The sequence below is a fragment of the Methylobacterium sp. Gmos1 genome, assembly GCF_053764715.1.
Genome location: NZ_JBSNCC010000004.1, coordinates 184,541 through 203,386 on the forward strand (window position 1 = coordinate 184,541; position 18,846 = coordinate 203,386).

Here is an 18,846-nt window from a genome sequence, read left to right on the forward strand (position 1 = left end):
TCTCGTTCGGGCGTTATTTCGAACCGTGGAACGAGGGCCGGTATGCCCGCTGGGCCGGCTGAGAGCAGGAAACTCAGTGCGTCCGCGGAGGGATGCGTCCCACGATCCCGGTTCGCGGCGCCCGTAAAAGGCCCGCATCGCGGCGCATGGGCTGACCTTGGACGCACGAGTGGGCATTGCCTCAAGGTCTCACTAGCGACCAATATGGCACCGCGCTCGCTGACGTGAACCAAATAGTAAGCTGCGGCCGCAACTAGGATACCATGACCCAGTACCTCGTCAGGCGCGCTAACGTCCTCGTCCTCGGCGTGCTGATCGCCATCCTCGCCCTGGTCGGTGCGGCGACCTGGGAGCGGCTGAACGCCTCGCGCGACGCTCGCACCTGGTCGCGGCACAGCTATCAGGTGCTCGACACCACCAAGGACCTCGCCATCGCCTTGCGCGACGCCGAGCGCGGCCAGCGCGGCTACGTCCTCACCGGCAGGGCCGAGTACCTCGGCCCCTACGACGTCGCGCGCGACCGCCTCGGCCTCCTCCAGGGCGAGCTCCAGAAGCTGACCGCCGACAACCCCGCGCAGCAGGAGCGCATCCGGGCGCTGGCCCCGGCCATCCAGCACAAGCTGGAGGAACTCGCCCAGACGCTTCAGGCGCGCCGCGACGGTGGCCTGGAGGCGGCGCTGCGCATCATCAACGGCGACGCCGGCCGCAACCACATGCGCGAGGCCGAAACCATTCTTGCGACCATGCTCGCCGACGAGCAGCGGCTCCTCGACGAGCGCCTCGTGCAGAACGACGCCCGTGCGACCTGGGTGCGCTGGATGGTCATCGCCGGTTCCGTGCTGGCGGTCCTCACCCTGCTCTGGGCGGCCCGCCTCCTGAACCAGGCGTGGTCGCGTTCCTACAGGACCGAGACCGAACAGCGGGCTGTGGCCCTGCGCCTGCGCACCACCCTCGACAGCCTCAGCCAGGGCGTCGCGGTGTTCGGGCCCGACCGCAAGCTCGCGAACTGGAACGAGTGCTTCCAAGTGCTACTCGACCTGCCGAAGGCGATGGTCCGACGGGGCACGACCTACGGCGCCTTCGTCGAGCACACCGGCGAACCCGGGCGTCCCGCTCTGGAGACCGAGGACCAGGTCCGACACGGCAGCCGGAATCCCCGCGAGGCCGTCACCTACGAGCGGGAGAACGCGGAGGGGCACCACCTGGAGATCCGCCGGACGCCGATGCCCGACGGCGGCTTCGTGCTGACCATCTCGGACATGACCAAGCGCGCCCAGGCCGAGGGCGTGCTGCGCGAGGCTCAGAAGATGCAGGCCATCGGCCAGCTCACCGGCGGCATCGCGCACGATTTCAACAACTTGCTTCAGGTCATCCTCGGAAACCTGGAATTCATCCGGGCGAAACTCGACGGCGACGCCAGGCTCCAGACGCGGATAGAGCGGGCATCCTGGGCTGCCCAGCGCGGGGCGACGCTCACCGGCCAGCTCCTCGCCTTCGCCCGCAAGCAGCCGCTCGCGCCGTCGGCCATCGACCTCGCCGCGACGATGCCGGACCTGATACCCTTGCTGCGGCGGACCCTCGGCGAGACCATCGATGTCCGTTACGTCGAGACCGTCGGGCTGTGGCCCGCGATGGCCGACGCGGCGCAGTTGGAGAGCGCGGTCCTGAACCTCGCGCTCAACGCCCGCGACGCGATGCCGGGCGGCGGCCGCCTCACCATCGAGCTCGGCAACAAGGTCCTCGACGACGATTATGTCCGCCGGCACGCCGAAACCGTGCCCGGCGACTACGCCATGGTGGCGGTCTCCGACACCGGCCATGGCATGACCCCCGACATCGTCAAGCGGGTGTTCGAGCCGTTCTTCACGACCAAGCCCGACGGCAAGGGCACGGGGCTCGGCCTCGCCATGGTGTTCGGGTTCGTCAAGCAGTCCGGCGGACACGTGAAAATCTATTCCGAGCCCGGCGAGGGCACGACGGTGAAGCTCTACCTGCCGCGTGCGGTCGGGGCCGCGGCGGCGACGGGCCAGCGGTCCGGCAGTCCGGTCGATCTGCCACGCGGATCGGGAACGATCCTGGTCGTGGAGGACGAGGCGGCGGTTCGCGAAATCGCCTGCGCGATCCTGGCCGATCTCGGCTACCGCGTCCTGGAAGCCGGCGACGGCGAGGAAGGGCTGAGGGTCTTTGCCGCCAACGTCGCGACCATCGACTTGCTGCTCACCGACGTGATCCTGCCTGGCAAGGTGCGGGGTCGCGAACTCGCCGAGAGGGTACAGGCCCTGCGGCCCGAGGTCCGGATCGTGTTCATGTCCGGCTACACCGAGAACTCCATCATTCATCATGGCCGGGTCGACGACGGGGTGCATCTCATCTCCAAGCCGTTCAAGCGCGAGCAACTCGCCAGAAAGGTCGCCGAGGTGCTCGGACCCGCCGGAGCGGAGATGCCCGAGGCCGCGAACGTGGTGGCCTTGCGCCCGGTCAAGGGTACAGGGCTGTGACGTCGACGTCCGGGGCCTAGCGCCGATTGATCGGGCCAGGAGGCTGGGGTGTTGGGGCCTCGCCTGGCGGGCCGGTTCGGCGGCGGGTCGCCTCCCGGCCATGGCGTATCCGATTGCATGCCGTCCTTCCCTCAGGCGCCCCCGGGTTAGGGCAAACGCCAACGGACGACGCCGTCGAACGTCGCACTCTACGCCTCGCCACCTGGACGCCGCTGTCGCGTTATCCGACCCGGACCGTTGTCCCGCGCCGGTGCGGAAGGTACTCACGCCAAGGGAGGGGCCATGGACCCAGAGATCGAGAGGCTGCGGCGGCGCGAGCGCGAACTCGAGGACCGCGTCGCGAGGCTTGAAGCCCAACTGGGTGACGGCCTGCGCCGGCCGGACCGTGGGCAGCGAACCTCGGCGGCATCGACCGACCTGCTATTCACGGCGGCGGAGAAGACTCGCATGCCGCAGATCATCACCGACCCCAACCAGCCAGACAATCCCATCGTCTTCGCCAACCGGGCCTTCCAGAACCTGTGCGGCTACGACGCTGCCGAGGTGATCGGGCGAAACTGCCGTTTCCTCCAGGGCCCGGACACGGACCCCGCCGACGTGGCAAAGGTCCGTGACGCCATCGTGGCCCGGCGCGACGTCGTGGTCGAGATCTTGAACTACCACCGCGACGGCACACCCTTCCGCAACGAGCTCTACGTGAGCCCCGTCTTCGACGCTGAAGGACAACTCCGCTACTTCTTCGCCAGCCAGCTCGACGTCACCCGATTCCGGACCACGGAGGGCGTACTCGCCGAGAGCGAAGCCCGGTACCGGGCGTTGTTCGACGCCGTCGACAGCGGCTTCTGCGTCATCGAGATGCGCTTCGACGCGGACGACCGCGCGGTCGATTACCGCTTCGTCGAGGTAAACCCCGCCTTCGCGGCGCAGACGGGCCTGCACGATGCGGCTGGACGCTGGGCGAGCGAGCTCGTGCCCCGGCTCGAACGCTCCTGGTTCGACACCTACGGCGCGGTCGCGCGGACCGGCCAGCCGGTGAGGTTCGAGAGCGGGTCCATTGCGATGGGACGCTGGTACGACGTGCACGCCCTGAGGGTGGGCGACCCCGAGCAGCACCGGGTCGCCATCCTGTTCAACGACATCACCGACCGGCGCCGCTTTGAAAACCACTTGGAGGCCACTGCCCAGGAGCAGGCCAACGAGCGCGACATGGTCTGGCGAGCCAGCCGCGACCTCTTCGTGGTCTGCGGACGCGACGGCTTCTTCCGCAAGGCGAACGCCGCCTGGACCGAGATGCTGGGGTGGGAGGAGACCGACGTCGTCGGCGCCCGCTTCGACGCCTTCGTCCATCCCGACGACCGGGCGGAGGCGGCTGCGGCCTTCGAGCGGGTCACGGGCGGGCTGGCGCTGCACGACGTCGACGTGCGCGTCCGCGCCAGAGACGGCGGTCATCGCTGGATCTCCTGGAACGCCATTCCCCGGGGGGACCACTTCTACGCCGCCGGTCGCAACGTCACGGAACGGCGGGCGCTCGAGGAGCAGCTGCGCCAATCGCAGAAGCTCGAGGCCGTGGGGCAACTGACCGGGGGCGTGGCCCATGACTTCAACAACCTGCTCACGGTCATCAAGTCCTCGACCGACCTGCTGAAGCGGCCCGGCCTCGCCGAGGATCGCCGGCTCCGCTACGTCGGCGCGATCTCCGACACGGTCGACCGGGCCGCCAAGCTCACCGGTCAGCTCCTCGCCTTTGCCCGCCGACAGGCCCTGCGGCCGGAGACCTTCGCGGCCGACCGCGCCGTGGCGGCGCTCGCCGACATGGTCGGCACGCTCACCGGATCACGCATCCGGGTCGAGCTCGGCATGCCCGACGGGGAACAGGACGACCTTCACGTCAACGCGGACCCGAGCCAGTTCGACACGGCGTTGGTAAACCTCGTGGTGAATGCCAGGGACGCGATGGACGGCGAGGGCCGCCTGCGCATCGGGCTCCGCCGTGCATCCCGCATCCCCTCTGTCCGGGCGCATCCGCCGCGGCGCGGCGACTTCGTCGCGGTCACGATCTCGGACACCGGTGCGGGCATCGCCCGCGAGAACCTGGAGCGCATCTTCGAGCCGTTCTTCACCACAAAGACCGTGGGCCAGGGCACGGGACTGGGGCTGAGCCAGGTGTTCGGGTTCGCCAAGCAATCCGGCGGCGAAATCACCGTCGAGAGCGCGCTCGGCGAAGGCACGACCTTCACCCTCTATCTCCCGCGGGTCGGCCCGTCACGCGCCGCTGGGCCGGTGGAGGAGCCGGAGGCGCTGGCCGAAGGGCACGGGACCCGGGTCCTCGTCGTCGAGGACAACCTCGATGTCGGCGCCTTCGCCGAGCAGGCCTTGCGCGAGCTCGGCTACGTCACCGTCTGGGCCAAGGATGCGCATCAGGCGCTCGCCGAGATCGAGCGCGACTCCTCGCAGTTCGAGGTGGTGTTTTCGGACGTGGTGATGCCCGGCATGAACGGCGTCGAGCTCGCGGGCGAGATACGCCGGCGCCGGCCGGACATCCCGGTCGTGCTGACCTCCGGCTACAGCGACGTGCTCGCCGCCGAGGGCACGCACGGCTTCGACCTGCTGCGCAAGCCCTACTCGGTCGCCGATCTGTCGCGCATCCTCCGCCGTGCCGTCCAGGACGCCTGCGTCGGGCTCAGGGGCGGAGCCTGACACCGTGCGGGCTGCCGCGGACACCGGTCTCGGCTCGATCAGTTTGACCGTGCGAGGGGCCACCGTGGGCGAAGGACTGCTCGGAGTGGACAGTCGAAATGGGCTGCAGCTTGTTGCCGGACGCTATTCATCACTGATGCGCTTAGTGCGATCGGGCATGGCAACCGCCAGCAAGGTGCGCGAGAGCTGTTCGACCGAGTAGGGCTTCTGCAGAAGTTCGAACCCGCCGGTGCCGGTCTGGGCCAGAACGTGGCTGTAGCCGGAGGTCAGGATGACGGGCAAACCGGGATGACGACGCCGGATCTCACGGGCGAGATCAACGCCGTTCATGCCGGGCATCATCACGTCCGTGAACACCACGTCGAACCGACCCGCGTCGTCGGCCAGCTCCGCCAGAGCTTCCCCGGCATCGGCCGCCCAGACCGTGGCAAAGCCAAGTTCGGCCAGAGCCTGCGTGGCGAACGTGCCCACCTCCACGTTGTCCTCGACCACAAGCACGCAGGTGCCATGGCCATCCACCACGGGCGTCGGCTCGCCCCGTTCCGGGGCCTGGATCGCGCCACCCACGCGGGGAAGATAGAGTGTGAAGGTCGTACCTTGCCCGACCACGCTCTCCACCACGACCTCGCCCTGTGACTGCTTGGCGAAGCCGAACACCTGGCTGAGCCCAAGGCCGGTGCCCTGCCCGACCGCCTTGGTGGTGAAGAACGGCTCGAAGATCCGTCCCAGCGTCTCCGGTGTCATGCCGACGCCGGTATCGCTGATCGACACCGCCACGAACGGTCCATCCACCGCAGGGTGGGCGCGCACGGGTGGCATCCGTTCGACGGCCCGCACGCGAACGGTGAGTTGCCCCTCGCCCTCCATCGCGTCGCGCGCATTCACGGCCATGTTCACCAGCGCCGTGTCGAACTGGTTCGGGTCAGCGTTCACGAAGCAGTCGTTCTCCGGCAGCTCGGTTACGACCCTGATGCGCGAGCCGGTGAGCGTGCCTAGCATTTCGGAGAGTACCCGCACGCTGTCGCAGGCTGCGAACACCTTGGGTTGGAGTGTCTGCCGCCGTGCGAAGGCGAGGAGCTGGCCGGTCAGCTTCGCGGCGCGATCCACCGTGTCGGAGATCGCCTCGATGTAGCGGCCGCGCCGTGCCTCTGCGAGATCCGGGCGCTTCAGGAGGTCGGTGGAGGACTTGATGACCGTAAGCAGGTTGTTGAAGTCGTGCGCCACGCCGCCGGTGAGCTGGCCGATAACCTCCAGCTTCTGCGACTGGCGCAACACGTCCTGCGCATCCTGAAGCTCAGCTTCCGCCCTGAGCCGCGCGCTGATGTCGTGAGCTTGGTGGAAGGCGCCGAAGACCTTGCCCGCCGCATCGCGCAGGGGCGTGTAGGTGATCTCCCAGCATGGCTGGCCGAACTCGGCCCGGCCGAAGACGGCTTCGACCTTGTACGCTTCACCGGCCAGCGCCCGGGCCATGTTGGCGCGCATCACGGCGGCTTGCTCGGGGATGAACAGGTCGGGGAAGATGTCGCCGACCTTCGTGGTGAAGCCGTTGACGCGGAAAAACTCGTCGTTGTGGGCCTTGTTGAAGGCGATCAGCCGATACTCCGTGTCGAAGACGCAGATCGGCGCGGTGTCAGACTGGACGATGTTCTCGTACAGGTCGCGCTCGGCGGTACGTGAAGCGAGGCTCTGGTTGGCATCGAGGTGGAAGCCGATCAGGTCGGCAAACATCTTGAACATGCCAACGATGGCAGGCGTGTTCAGCTTGGCGGGCTTGGGGTCGATGGCGCAGAGCGTGCCGAAGAACGTGCCGTCGGGCAGCACGATGGGCATCGAGATGTAGCTCTGAAATCCGTAGCGGGCGGGCGTGTGGTGGCCGCAGAAGGCCGGGTCCTCGGCCACGTGGTCGATCACGACCGCGGTGCCGCTCTGCCGGATCTCGTGGCAGATGGTCGTCTCGAGGCTCAACTCACCGCCAGGCTTGAGGCCGAAGGCGATGTCATCCTTGACGGCGCAGGCGACCCAGCGGTCATCGGTGACGCGCGCGATGGCAGCGAACCCCATTCCGGTGGTTTGGCACACCACGTCGAGGATCGTGGGCACGGCCGCGATGCTCTCGACCGCGACGACGTCGGTGAGGAAGCGTTGAAGGAGCGTCGAGGCAGGTCGAGGGTCGGCCATCGATCAGCGACCCGGACGATCGTCTGCACGGGCCGCTTCGTGGGCTGCCGGGCGCCCATCCGTGGTCGGCGCATGGTCACCCTCGATGAGAAGGCGCAGTCCGGCTCGCGCCACCTCGTTCGCGTTCGAGTGGTCACCCGATGCGACCTGAGCGTTGATGGAGGCGGTCAACTCGGTCGCCAGGGAGACGTTGCGGGTCGGCGTGTTCGGCATGCCAACGGTCTGTCACGCTCGGTCGAGACCGTCAAAGGTTGCGAACCGGACACCCCGGACCCGGAAGGAGGAATGCGGCGGGATGGCCGCGAAGCGGTCACCCCGAAAGCCCGAACGGTCGGGAGTAGACCCTCTCACAGTCAAGCGAGTTGGGTTTTGACCTTGGGCGGCCTTCCTGTGCCGCATCGCGTCCGAGACCTTGTCGCGTCGGTAGGGTTTCTCGAAGCCCTTCTTCCGGAGATCGCCGGGGCATGGAAGCGTTGGCGTGTCGCCGTGTCCGGGTAGCCCGCCTCACGAAGAGGTGGGCGCACCTCCCTTCCTGGCACGCCGGTGACCGTCTAGAGATGGTGCAGGCGGGTCGCTCGCCGAACGGGATATCTCGCGAGACGAGGCATGATGCGACACGCCAAGCTTGGCACGGATGCCGGACGGACCGGTTCACTGCGGATGGCGGACCTTTTCCGTCTTTACGACTGGGCGTCGACGCCTTTGGGGAAGCGGGAGACCTGGCCCGCGGTTTTGCGTACCACGGTCGACCTGATGCTCGCGTCGCTGCACCCGATGTGCGTCATGTGGGGACCTGAGCGCATCTTCCTCTACAACGACGGCTATGCCGAGATCCTGGGAGCGCGCCACCCCAGCGCCCTGGGCCTCCGGACCGAGGACGTATGGCCGGAACTGTGGGACGACCTCGTCCCCCTGATCGACCGAACCTTCCGAGGGGAAAGCTGCGCCTTCCGCGACCAGCCCCTCACGATGATGCGCAACGGCTTCGAGGAGCAGGTCTGGTACGACTTCGCCTATTCGCCCGTTGGCGACGAGGGAGGCGAAGTCGTCGGCCTGCTCAACGTGACATCCGACTGCACGGCCCGGGTCGTCGCGCAGCGGGAGCGCGACGCGGCCATCGAACGGTTGCGCGCGAGCGAGAAGCGGTTGGCGGCGCTGGTCGAGGCGAGTTCGGACAGCCTGTACTCGATGAGCCCGGATTGGCAGGAGATGCGCACCTTGCAGGGTCGCGGCTTCATCACCGACGCCGACGCGCCGAGCGTGCGCTGGATGGACGAATACCTGCTCCCGGAGGACCGGACCGAGGTCAGCGACAGGATCGCGACGGCGGTCGCGCGGACCGAGCCCTTCGAGATGGAGCACCGGGTGCGCCTCGCCGACGGGAGCACGGGCTGGATCTTCTCACGCGCGGTCCCCGTGAGAGACGGCGAGGGCCGCGTCACGGAATGGTTCGGCATGGCCGCCGACGCGACCGCGAGGCATCGCGCCTTGGAGCAGTTGCGCGAGAGCGAATCCTTCATGCGCGGGGTGCTCGCCGCCTCCAGCGACTGTATCAAGGTGCTCGACCTCGACGCCAGGCTCACCTTCATGAGCGAGGGAGGCAAGCGCGTCATGGATGTCTCTGATTTCAACGCCGTCGCCGGGTGTCCCTGGCCGAGCTTCTGGGAAGGCGAGGGCAACCTCGCCGCCAAGGAAGCCGTTGCCGCGGCTAGGGCGGGCGTTGCGTCCGGATTCCAGGGCTACGCCGACACGATGAAGGGCAACCGCCGGTATTGGGACGTGCAGGTCTCCCCGATCGTGGGAGCGGATGGGAAGCCCGAGCGCATCCTGTCGATCTCGCGCGACATCACCGACCTGAAGGTGGCGGAGGAGGCGCGCGCAGTGCTGGCCCAGGAACTGGCCCATCGCATGAAGAACTCGCTCGCCATGGTGCAGGCCATCGTCACCCAGACGCTGCGCCAGGCGAAGTCGATGGAAGAGGCCCGCGCGGCCGTAGGGCAGCGCCTGTCCGCCCTCGGTCGGGCGCAGGACATCCTCACCCGATCGAACTTCACCGAGGCCGACATCCATGACGTCGTCGCGGCCGCCATCGACCCGTACCGAGTCGTCGGAGACCGCATCTCCTGGTCCGGCCCGCCTCTGATCCTCACCTCGCAGCGGGCGCTCGGCCTCTCGCTCGCGGTCCACGAGTTGGCGACCAACGCGGTCAAGTACGGCGCCCTGTCGAACGAGGCCGGCAGCGTCGCGATGTCGTGGCGGTTCGAGGATGGCGCGTTCGCCTTCGATTGGGTCGAGACCGGCGGGCCTCCCGTCGTCCCGCCCGGGAGCCGGGGCTTCGGCTCCAAGTTGATCGAACGGATCGTGGCAGCCTATTTCGAGGGGGAGGGCCACCTGGATTTCGACCCGGCGGGCATCAGGTTCAGGCTGACGGGCGTGCCCGGCAGCATCGCGGTCGAGGCATGATGGTTCGGGTTGCATAATGGGACAGTCCTTCAATCCGGCCGACGTCGCCGTCCTCGTCGTCGAGGACGACGCCCTGCTTCGGGCCGAAGCCGTCGACCTCTGCATCGAGGCGGGCTTCACGACCTATGAGGCACGGAACGCCGACCAGGCCATCCGACTCCTCGAACGCCATTCCGAGATTCGCGTCCTGTTCACCGACATCGAGATGGAGGGCTCGATGGACGGCTTGAAGCTGGCCCACGCCGTGCGGGAGCGCTGGCCCCCGGTCGCCATCATGGTCACGTCGGGGCGGCGCAAGGTGACGAAGGAGGATTTGCCCGACAATGGCCTGTTCTTCGCCAAGCCATACCCGCCGGACGATATCGTCAAGGCCCTCAACGGCATCGCCGCACAGGTCATGGGCTAGCCCCGGCCCCGGGGCGAACCGATGCCCCGACGAAACCGACGAAGGCGGCGTCCGGGGCCACCGCCCAGGACGCCTCTGACCTGCTCAGGGAATGGAAACGAACCGGGACCTGCGATGCTATGTGCGCCGACAGGAGAGACGACATCCTCCCCTCCTCTGCCCGGCCGGACGGTGATGCACCGACTTTCGGACCTCTAATCAGGTCGTATGATCGGTCGCATAGTTCCTGATCTCCACCGAGACCGACGGCAGTTAATCGGACGGCGAGTCATCAGCGCTGAAAGTGCGGATGAACCCCGTTTGGATACCGTTTGACGACCTTGTTCAGCCGGCGGTGCGGCGATCTGATGCCCCCGAATAGGTGCGCGCGGTACCCTTGCACGTGCGCTTGGCCTCGTAGAGAGCCGTATCTGCGTTACGAAGGAGTTCTGTTCGGCTCCGCGCTTCCCCACCAGACCAGGCGACCCCGATCGTCCCCGTGACGCTCGCAATTTGCCCAGGCCCATCCGCCACGATGCGGAGGCTGTGAAGCAGCCTTTGCACCAGGGCCTCAATGGCGACTCGACCCACCGTCGGCGGGACCAGAACGGCGAACTCGTCGCCTCCGAGCCGTGCCGGAATACATGAACTCAGGTACTCGGCACGGAGTTGGTCCGCCACGCGGCGCAGCACTTCGTCGCCTGCGGCGTGCCCCAAAGCGTCGTTCACGTCCTTGAAGCCATCGAGATCGATCAACAGCACCGCAAATTCCGTATTCCTAGCGTCGGCTTCCCGCAGGCGGCTGTCCAGAACCCGGTTAAACTCCGCCCGGTTGGATAGCTGAGTAAGATCGTCGGTGCGAGCGGTCTGTCGTAGCTTTTGCTCCATACGATACTGCTCGGTGATGTCCTGAAGCAGGCCCATCAGCGCGACGGGCCTTCCCTTCGACACCTCGATCTCCGCGAGGCAACGAACTCGTCGGCGGTTGCCCTTTGCCGTCATCAAGTCAGCATCCAGCTCGAAGGGCAGACCCGTGTTGAGCGTGCGCATCACCGCGGCAAGAAACGCGCTCCTATCCGGCTCCGGAAAGAAGTTCATAATCTCGTCATTCGGCACACCGCCGCTCACGGGCAGCTCATGGATCGCGAAGATGCCGTCTGACCAGGTCGCGGCGTGGAGTCCGAGATCGTAGCGCCAGGAGCCCATCACGGCCATGCGCTCCGCCTGTTTGAACTGCCGCCGCTCGCGCTCGAGGTGCTCGACGGTCAGCCGTCTATCCTCGGCCGCTCCGGCCGCAAGTAACGCGGCCAATCTTGCCTCAAGAAGTGCTTCGGCTATGCAGGCCAGTTCCGAGAGAACCTCCACATCAGAGGCGCAGGGTTCACGAGGCTTATCGTCCAGCACGCAGAGGGTACCAATGACGACCGCATCACCGCCGGTCTGCATGACCCGGACGGGCACCCCAGCATAGTAGCGGATGTTAGGGGCGCCAATGACAAACGGACTCGACGCGAAGCGTGGATCGAGTCGAGCATCGGCCACGGCCAAAGGTGCTTCGGTCTGGAAGACGACCGGGCAGAATGCTCCGGCACGAGGCGTCTCGGACGCCAAGGGACCGCATCGCGCCTTGAACCATTGCCGTTCAGGGTCGATGAGCGTGATCGAGGACATGCGGGTGCCGAGCATGCGCTGAGCGAGCTTCGCCAGAGCGTCGAACTCGCGTTCCGGGGCCGTGTCGAGCAGCGCGATCTCAGCGAGCGCCTTCTGGCGCACCGCTTCTCGTTGGCTGTCTGACATGTTCCCTCGCCACGTTCCTCCGCCAGAGCTACCTTGGCATTGATGAATGTCCCGTTCCTAACGTTTTGATCAGGAGCCGCCACCGGAGTGATCGAGTCGGCTCGGCCGAGATGAGGCAAGTCGGTAGCGTCCCTGGACATGTCACCCATGGCTTTGCGCCGAAACAGAGTGAGCCAGTGGCAGCTCTGATGCTTATCGCGATTGCGCAACATGTGACAGCGCTGGCAGCGCGCCGCCAGGTTGGCATCCTGAATATTGGCCGTGTCGTGGTTGCGGCGGGCTACCGTCGGCACCATCAACGCGACGAAACGCGGGCGAGCAAGTCCTCGTCACGCTGCCGCTGCCGCTGCCGGAACCGGTGATCCTCGCGATCGGAGACAAATCGAGTTTCCAGCGTATTACCACCAATCATTGCCGAGGCGGGAAACTCTGTGCAGGTGTGGGTGATCACATACCACGCACCGGACCTGCGCCCTGCGGGAAAAATCTAGCTTTTCCAGAAATGAACACGACTTAAGCAGAACGCCGACCGCGCGGCGGACCGGGAGCGTTTTCCCCGTCACGGAGACCCGGCCCGCCGGTGACGCCAGCCGAGCGGCCGTGAGGCGGCAGGCTGGTGTGACTGCGGGGTCAATGTTCGGGTGCTAGTCCGGTTCCGGCAGCACAAAGACCGCCAGAGATTTAGAATCTTGGCCGACTCCGTTCTGAGGGAGCTGCGATTGCCCATCGCAGCACGCAACACCTGCTCGATAGATTTGCTCCAGCTTCAGACAGGCGTGTTGAACTCACCCGTATTGTGTTCGAAGGGCGGTTCAACCGCGAGATTTACGACCATTGCAAGTGCAATGTCGAAAAATAATATATCGACATCCATAAGTAAAAGTTTAATCCTAAATGATATTAATTCAATCCATTGTCCCCTGTTTGATGGCGAATATCGGCGATCGAGGGTGCGGCATAAGGGTATGATTGTAGGAAAACAGAATTTTTAATTTGACTGTGGGCCTGCGGTGGCGCAGCAGTGTCTGCCGCCTCCGGAACGAGCGCATGCAACGCGAATGGAAAACGTGGCCGCAGATTGCGATCATGGTGCTACAACAGATCAAGAAATTTCCTTGCGGTCACAATCTGCTTTGGATTGAATTCAAAGATATCGATGATGATAACAGCATGGCTAGTTTTGTAATGGATACAGAAGAAACATCTGATGTAGAAGATGTAATGCTTGCTGATTATGTAATTATGATATTGAAAAAACTCAGAATAAAATACAAAATATCGTCTGCTAGCATTCATTAGATAACAAGCAAATTTGCGAGAGAGAAAATATTCTTGAACGCGGCGCGGGGATGTAAGAGCGCCGAGCAATTACAACGAAGCGCTTGCACTTCATCATTAAGGTGCACGGCAATGAGGTCGCGAGCTCGATCGTAGACAAAGCGGATTATCCTTGAGGGTCACCGATCTCTCTTGAGCGAGTTTTCTCGAGCCAGGCATCCTAGATAAGTTCGCATGCGCGCCTGGGCGATGGCCGGAGCGGCGCAGTTTGACAGTACTGGCTCAGCGGGAGGATGGAGTACCGACCTGCCTTCTCATCCAGCACCCTCACCGCCTGCCTCAATCGCGCCACTACTGCTGGAGGGGCGCAAGGTGATGTGGAAGACGCGCGTCTGATTGACGAAGTTCGAGATGCGTTCGCTGCATGTCATAGAACTGTTGAACAAGATGCCAACGGGACTCAATTTTCTGATCTGATTACAAATAATCTGTGCCACCTCACTTGAATAATTCGCAATGCAGGCGCAGGATGCCGCCATCGCCAGCCGTTTTAACCTGTAGGCGCTGGTGGCCGAGAGAGACGTGCGCTCCCGCCTGCATCGCGAGGAGCGCTGTCATGGCAATGTCATCTCACAAGCGTTTCGCAGCTTCAGAGTACGATGCCTGGCTAATTGAATCATCGCATGAAATCATAGCAAAATCTCGTAAGTTGCTAGAGCAAACCAGACCACTTATTGCCATTTATAATTTTGGACCTTTTAAGACTTGTGTTTGTAAATCTGAGACAGCCAAACTAAAATAGATTAGTCGTAAAGTTTTTTGAAAATTGCTTTAGCGTAAGAAATAAGAAAGGGCGCTTAGGTAAAAAATGCCAGGATTGATGACACAGGCGCCTACTTTTAGTGTGTTGCATTGTAGATTGCAACCCGCTCCAGGGCCTCTTGGAAATCAACATACATTCCTTCTTGAGGAACATGCAGACCCTTCTCCCATCGTTCGACAGTGAACCACTCGCCAGTCAACTCGCCAGGATCTTCTGCCTTCCAGGATCGTACTCGGCCAAGCCGCTTCCCATCGCGATAAACCTGCCTCACGCTCGAATGTTTGTCAGAGCCGGGCTTCCATTCTTCGTCGTATGTGATGGGCATCGTTTTTCGTCTCCCACGCTGAACGCTACGCCCACTGTCACTCACGGCAGGTAGGTTCGCTTAACGCAACGCGCTTAGTGAGCTAAACCGACCATAGTCGGGCAGAAATTTTCACGCATCGGTCTTGTGAGAGGCGGGGCAGCGGCTGCGATCCGCCTGGTTTGCTTTATGTTAATGCACCTCGATTTCTTTCGAGATAAGGCCACATCATCGCCAACACCTGTTTTGCCCCTTGGCGGCTGTGAGACATGCGCGCTCCCGGGTTACACGAGCGGAGCATGCGATGCCGCGTTTCTTTTTCGACATCCAAGACGGCCAACTGATCCCCGACGATATAGGAACCGAGTTTCCTAACGCTCATGCTGCCCGCGATGCCGCGATCCGTATTCTGCCAGATATCGCGCGTGAGGAAATGAGCCTGGGTAAAAGCCGGCAGGTTGCGGTGCTGATGCGCGACGAGGCAGGGCAGGCATTATTCGCAGCCTCTCTCATTCTTAGCGCGGAATGGTTGATCGACACAGCCTGAGATTTTAACGTAGGGCAGCATTACTTAACACGAGATGGCCAAATCTGCTGCTTCAAGTCCCTGCTGAACTTTTGGCTGCATGGCGATTTTATTCTATGGGAAAAAGCTATAGTATTTTTGTTGAAATATTTAATCGATCATGACGGGTTGGCGGCTTGAGACGCCCTTGGATCTGTATGCCATTTCCTTGCGAATGCAGCGGAGTTCGTTCGCATCGTCGCCGACCTTGAGCGATCTCATGCCCGTCGGCACGGCGGCGAGCGGAGTCCGCTCGAACGCGCTTTGCGCGTCGATAGCGTCCCGGGCTCGCTGGAGAAGCGCGATTGTCGACGTCCATATTGCTCAGCTTCGAGACCAACAACCACAGGGCAAAAAAAATTCTCATGGCCTACAACTTCATTGGCCGCACGGTGATTTTTTGAGTATTTTTGGATTTGAGTTGCTATCCGCTCACTGCACACCATATACGTACTGGTGTCGTGGCGATGGGCCAGGACTGCACCGGAGGGCGCCATGCCCACCGACTTTCCTTCTCGCCGACAGCGTTCTCCAGATTACGGTCGATCGACCCTGCGTGCCGTCATCGTCAACCTGCGGCTCCGCTTGCTCGGCTGGCGCATCGAACAGGCGCTTGAGGAACGCGATCACATCAGGCTCCTGCGCCACCTGAATGCCTGGGCCGAACTGCATCGTCGCACGTCAGAAGGATCAGGTCCAGGAGCACTGCCGAGTGCGAACGGAACAACCACAGTCGAATCCAAGGACGTGTTTTGCGATCGCGCACGCGACATCTTGTCGAGAATTGCACGCGAGGAGCGGCGTCTCGACAGGATCGTCAGCCGGCTGAAACTGGCACGTGTGCAGGGAAACCGTCGCGGTTATGATCGCTCTCATGCTGTCGGCCAAATATCCTATGATCGCACCGTGCGCCTTTGGCAGCAGATCTCACTGTCGTTTCATTCTAGGAGATAGTCGTGCCCTACGGTGCTGAGGTTATCGAACAAATCGAACGGGATCACAGACGGATCGGCCGCCTGCTTCAAGCCATCGACAACGGTCGCTGGTGGAGTACCGACGAGCCTGGACGAGCCAGCCTCGAGACGATCAGAACCGCGGCAATGCAGATCCATGAAGCGACGATGCTGATTGAGCGCTTGCTCAGCGGTATCGGCACGAGCTCCACGCGTGACCCGAATTCTTTGGCGTCGTTGCCGGCAGCCATGGCCACTCCTGGTCCCTGAACCTCGCTCGCGCAAGGAACGTACGTGCGTGGGTCCAGTGCCCCGCATATCAAGGTGTCGAGGCCATGACCCCCTTTCCACCGGCTCCGTCGGCTGCGGTCCGAGAGGGTCCCTCGGAGCACCCGCGTTCGCATCCCGGCGGCGAAGAGCCAGCAACGCAGCACAGAGGGTTGGCTGGATGACGGATCGTCCGATCGAGCTTGACGAACGGCGCGGCATGGCCGCCCAGAAGGCGACGAAGGTGCGCCGCAGGCGAGCTGCGGTGAAAGCGCAACGTGCGGGCCTCGTCGCGCGCCAGCACGACCTGGAAGCCCACCTGTTCGCGGCCGAGGCGACGACATGGCCGGAGGCCGCCGACAAGGCGAAGTATCTGCTCGAAAGGTTTGCCGCGACGCTCTCCTGCGATGATCCTCGCTTGCAGAGCATGGTCGCCGCCGTGTTGTCCGACTTCGCGCGTCTGTCGGGGCTGACGGAGCCCGAGGCGCAAGACTCGCAGGCTCCCAACATCTGACCGGAGAAGTCCAGATGACTAGCGATCGAACTCGTGGAAATCGTGAAGCCAAGAAGCCGAAGAAGGAAACCCCGAAAGTCATTGCGGCTGCACCGAGTACGAAGGGCCAGGTCGTGGCGAACGGCAAGCCCGGCGTGAAACGGTAGCCCGCCCGGGTTCGCACGACCGGCTGAGTGCCTCGCCGTCCCGGAGCGGCGACAGGCGGCCGATACCCGATAGCCGGCTTTCGAGCCGGAGGTGGGCGTGGCCGTCACGCTGCCATCCGGGCTGCGACATCGAACCCATGCAGCGATGGTCCGAAGATCGCCTTGGTCTCACGAAGCGGCGCGTCGGCGAGCGGGAACATCCCGCTCCTCGATCGCTATACGGGCTTGGCACCCGATCTCGCCCAGCGGGTAAGGACCATCGGTGCCGATTCATCGTGCGAAACCAATGGCGTGTCGTCATGGCTTCCGCCCGCCTCTCGCCCGGCTGCGCACTCGATAACGAACTCCGATCGACCATTCAGCGCCTTTGCGGTTTCGATCTGCCGTTGATGCTCGGATCGCCTCCGCTCGGGTCAAAGGGAACGATGGGACCGCCGCAGCCCGTGCAGATCGAGGCACCGAGCTTGTTCATGCGCTCGTCGCGCCTGCGGTCGGCCTCCCTTCTTCTCCTGGCGCGGTCCTCGATTTTCGCGGGATCCAATCTGACCTTGGAAGCGGCCCCATCGACGGATCGCTCGGTGGAATGCCCGGCACCGGCCGGGCGCGCTCCGGCGCTGGACCAGGTGCTGGAGAGGACACCCGCGCAGATCAGCGTGGCCAGAAACACCACTGCATTATTTTGACGGTTCATCGGGAGACCTTCTAAAAACCCACTCTATCATGTTTTGGCATGAAAGGGTGGCGGCTGGATTCCGACGCCGTCGCAGGTTTTCGGCCCGTCGGGACCACGACGCCCAAATGCCTGCCACCACCGCGAATGCCGCGATGGGAGGGAGCGACCGGCCACTGCCCTGCCGGGGGCCGGTTGTCGCTTCGATGATCGCGTTCCGGTCCGGCGAACGGAAAAGCTCTTTCTTCGTGCTGTACAGATCGCCCATTCGTGTCATGGATCGTTCGAGTGCAGCCACGTGAACCGGAGACGCGAGCCGACCCGCGTTCAGGGAGAGCGCGACCCTGCCGTCCCCCGGAGACACGCGATGCGCATCCACGTCGGCTGTGAAATGACCTACGACTTCGTGCAGGACACGCCGGTCGTCACGATGCTCAACGTCCACGCGTCGCGGTTCTCCGATCTTGAGCGACCGGATTATCTGCTGACGGTGCCGGCCGTGCCCCTGGAGGGCTATCGGGACACGTTCGGGAATTGGTGCAACCGGCTCGTCGCGCCGGCCGGACGTTTCACGCTCAAGACCGACACGGTCGTCCGCGATCACGGCAACGGGGACATGACCGACACGGTCGCACGGCAGGAGGAGGTGCGCAGCCTGCCCGTCGACACGCTGCTCTACCTGCTCGGGAGCCGGTACTGCGAGACCGATCGCCTGTCGCAGACGGCCTGGGACCTGTTCGGCGCCATGGCGCCGGGATGGGCGCGGGTGCAGGCGATCTGCGACTATGTGCACGATCGCATCGCCTTCGGCTACGAGCATTCCCGGCCCACCCGCACGGCGCTGGAGGCCTTCGAGGAACGTCGCGGCGTCTGTCGCGACTACGCCCATCTCGCGATCGCGTTCTGCCGCTGCCTCAACATCCCGGCTCGCTACTGCACCGGTTACGTCAGCGACATCGGTCTGCCGTTGCCGCATGCTCCGGGAGATTTCGCGGCCTGGATGGAGGTCTTCCTGGGCGGCCGCTGGCACACCTTCGATCCGCGCAACAACAGCTCGCGAATCGGCAGAATCCTGATCGCCTACGGACGCGACGCCGCCGACGTGCCCCTGACGCTCACGTTCGGGCCGAACACCCTCGTGGATTTCCGGGTGACGACCGAGGAGGCGACGCCGCTCACGGCATGAGACGATCCGGCCCGGCCCGTCGGCTCGCGGGCTCGCGCGGGTTGCCCCTGGTCACGGGGCGGCTTGCAGGGCTGCGCTGCGTTTCGGGGCCGGATCAATCCTCGGTCGCGGCGGGTTGACGC

Annotated in this window: 14 protein-coding genes; 10 read left to right on the forward strand and 4 right to left on the reverse strand. The window is 64.1% G+C overall.

Annotated features, from left to right (window positions below; all coding sequences use genetic code 11):
* The first annotated feature begins 263 nt into the window (after positions 1 to 263).
* Together ACS5PV_RS10015 and ACS5PV_RS10020 are read left to right on the forward strand one after the other, a co-directional pair.
* Positions 264 to 2,498: a CHASE3 domain-containing protein gene (locus tag ACS5PV_RS10015; protein ID WP_135414713.1), complete on the forward strand. Its 2,235-nt coding sequence runs from the start codon at positions 264 to 266 to the stop codon at positions 2,496 to 2,498.
* Between the two features lie 282 nt (positions 2,499 to 2,780).
* Entirely contained in the window at positions 2,781 to 5,195 is a 2,415-nt protein-coding gene (locus ACS5PV_RS10020) for a PAS domain S-box protein (protein ID WP_455395191.1), read from the forward strand.
* Between the two features lie 123 nt (positions 5,196 to 5,318).
* Here the strand turns inward: ACS5PV_RS10020 and ACS5PV_RS10025 are convergent, their stop codons facing one another.
* Entirely contained in the window at positions 5,319 to 7,373 is a 2,055-nt protein-coding gene (locus ACS5PV_RS10025) for an ATP-binding protein (protein WP_455395192.1), read from the reverse strand.
* Positions 7,374 to 7,376: 3 nt separating this feature from the next.
* Positions 7,377 to 7,586, reverse strand: coding sequence for a ribbon-helix-helix domain-containing protein (locus tag ACS5PV_RS10030; protein ID WP_093568175.1), 210 nt, complete (start codon positions 7,584 to 7,586; stop codon positions 7,377 to 7,379).
* Positions 7,587 to 7,979: 393 nt separating this feature from the next.
* Between ACS5PV_RS10030 and ACS5PV_RS10035 the strand changes: the two genes are divergently transcribed.
* Both ACS5PV_RS10035 and ACS5PV_RS10040 read left to right on the forward strand, forming a co-directional pair.
* Positions 7,980 to 9,836 carry a PAS domain-containing protein gene (locus ACS5PV_RS10035; protein ID WP_455395193.1) on the forward strand — a complete coding sequence of 619 codons (1,857 nt, stop codon included), beginning with the start codon at positions 7,980 to 7,982 and terminating at the stop codon, positions 9,834 to 9,836.
* A gap of 16 nt (positions 9,837 to 9,852) precedes the next feature.
* Positions 9,853 to 10,242: a response regulator gene (locus tag ACS5PV_RS10040; RefSeq protein ID WP_048435255.1), complete on the forward strand. Its 390-nt coding sequence runs from the start codon at positions 9,853 to 9,855 to the stop codon at positions 10,240 to 10,242.
* A 324-nt stretch (positions 10,243 to 10,566) separates the two neighbouring features.
* Here ACS5PV_RS10040 and ACS5PV_RS10045 read toward each other — a convergent pair whose 3' ends face one another.
* Positions 10,567 to 12,018, reverse strand: a complete 1,452-nt coding sequence (locus tag ACS5PV_RS10045; protein WP_455395194.1) for a diguanylate cyclase domain-containing protein — start codon at positions 12,016 to 12,018, stop codon at positions 10,567 to 10,569.
* 1,047 nt (positions 12,019 to 13,065) lie between these two features.
* On the opposite strand from ACS5PV_RS10045, the gene ACS5PV_RS10050 reads away from it, so the two are divergent.
* The 5 genes from ACS5PV_RS10050 to ACS5PV_RS10070 all read left to right on the forward strand — a co-directional run bounded on the left by ACS5PV_RS10050 (position 13,066) and on the right by ACS5PV_RS10070 (position 16,722).
* A complete protein-coding gene (locus ACS5PV_RS10050) occupies positions 13,066 to 13,317 on the forward strand; it encodes a hypothetical protein (protein ID WP_455395195.1) in 252 nt (83 codons plus the stop codon).
* A gap of 1,410 nt (positions 13,318 to 14,727) precedes the next feature.
* On the forward strand, positions 14,728 to 14,970 hold the full coding sequence (locus tag ACS5PV_RS10055; RefSeq protein WP_455395196.1) for a DUF6894 family protein: 243 nt from the start codon (positions 14,728 to 14,730) through the stop codon (positions 14,968 to 14,970).
* A 513-nt stretch (positions 14,971 to 15,483) separates the two neighbouring features.
* Positions 15,484 to 15,942 carry a hypothetical protein gene (locus ACS5PV_RS10060; protein ID WP_455395197.1) on the forward strand — a complete coding sequence of 153 codons (459 nt, stop codon included), beginning with the start codon at positions 15,484 to 15,486 and terminating at the stop codon, positions 15,940 to 15,942.
* Between the two features lie 2 nt (positions 15,943 to 15,944).
* Positions 15,945 to 16,211: a hypothetical protein gene (locus ACS5PV_RS10065; RefSeq protein WP_455395198.1), complete on the forward strand. Its 267-nt coding sequence runs from the start codon at positions 15,945 to 15,947 to the stop codon at positions 16,209 to 16,211.
* A gap of 178 nt (positions 16,212 to 16,389) precedes the next feature.
* Entirely contained in the window at positions 16,390 to 16,722 is a 333-nt protein-coding gene (locus tag ACS5PV_RS10070; RefSeq protein ID WP_455395199.1) for a hypothetical protein, read from the forward strand.
* Positions 16,723 to 17,226: 504 nt separating this feature from the next.
* Here ACS5PV_RS10070 and ACS5PV_RS10075 read toward each other — a convergent pair.
* Positions 17,227 to 17,559: a hypothetical protein gene (locus ACS5PV_RS10075; protein WP_455395200.1), complete on the reverse strand. Its 333-nt coding sequence runs from the start codon at positions 17,557 to 17,559 to the stop codon at positions 17,227 to 17,229.
* Between the two features lie 346 nt (positions 17,560 to 17,905).
* Between ACS5PV_RS10075 and ACS5PV_RS10080 the strand changes: the two genes are divergently transcribed.
* The gene (locus ACS5PV_RS10080; RefSeq protein WP_091888983.1) at positions 17,906 to 18,724 is read left to right on the forward strand and encodes a transglutaminase-like domain-containing protein; all 819 of its coding nucleotides are present in this window, start codon (positions 17,906 to 17,908) and stop codon (positions 18,722 to 18,724) included.
* The last annotated feature ends 122 nt before the right edge of the window (positions 18,725 to 18,846 follow it).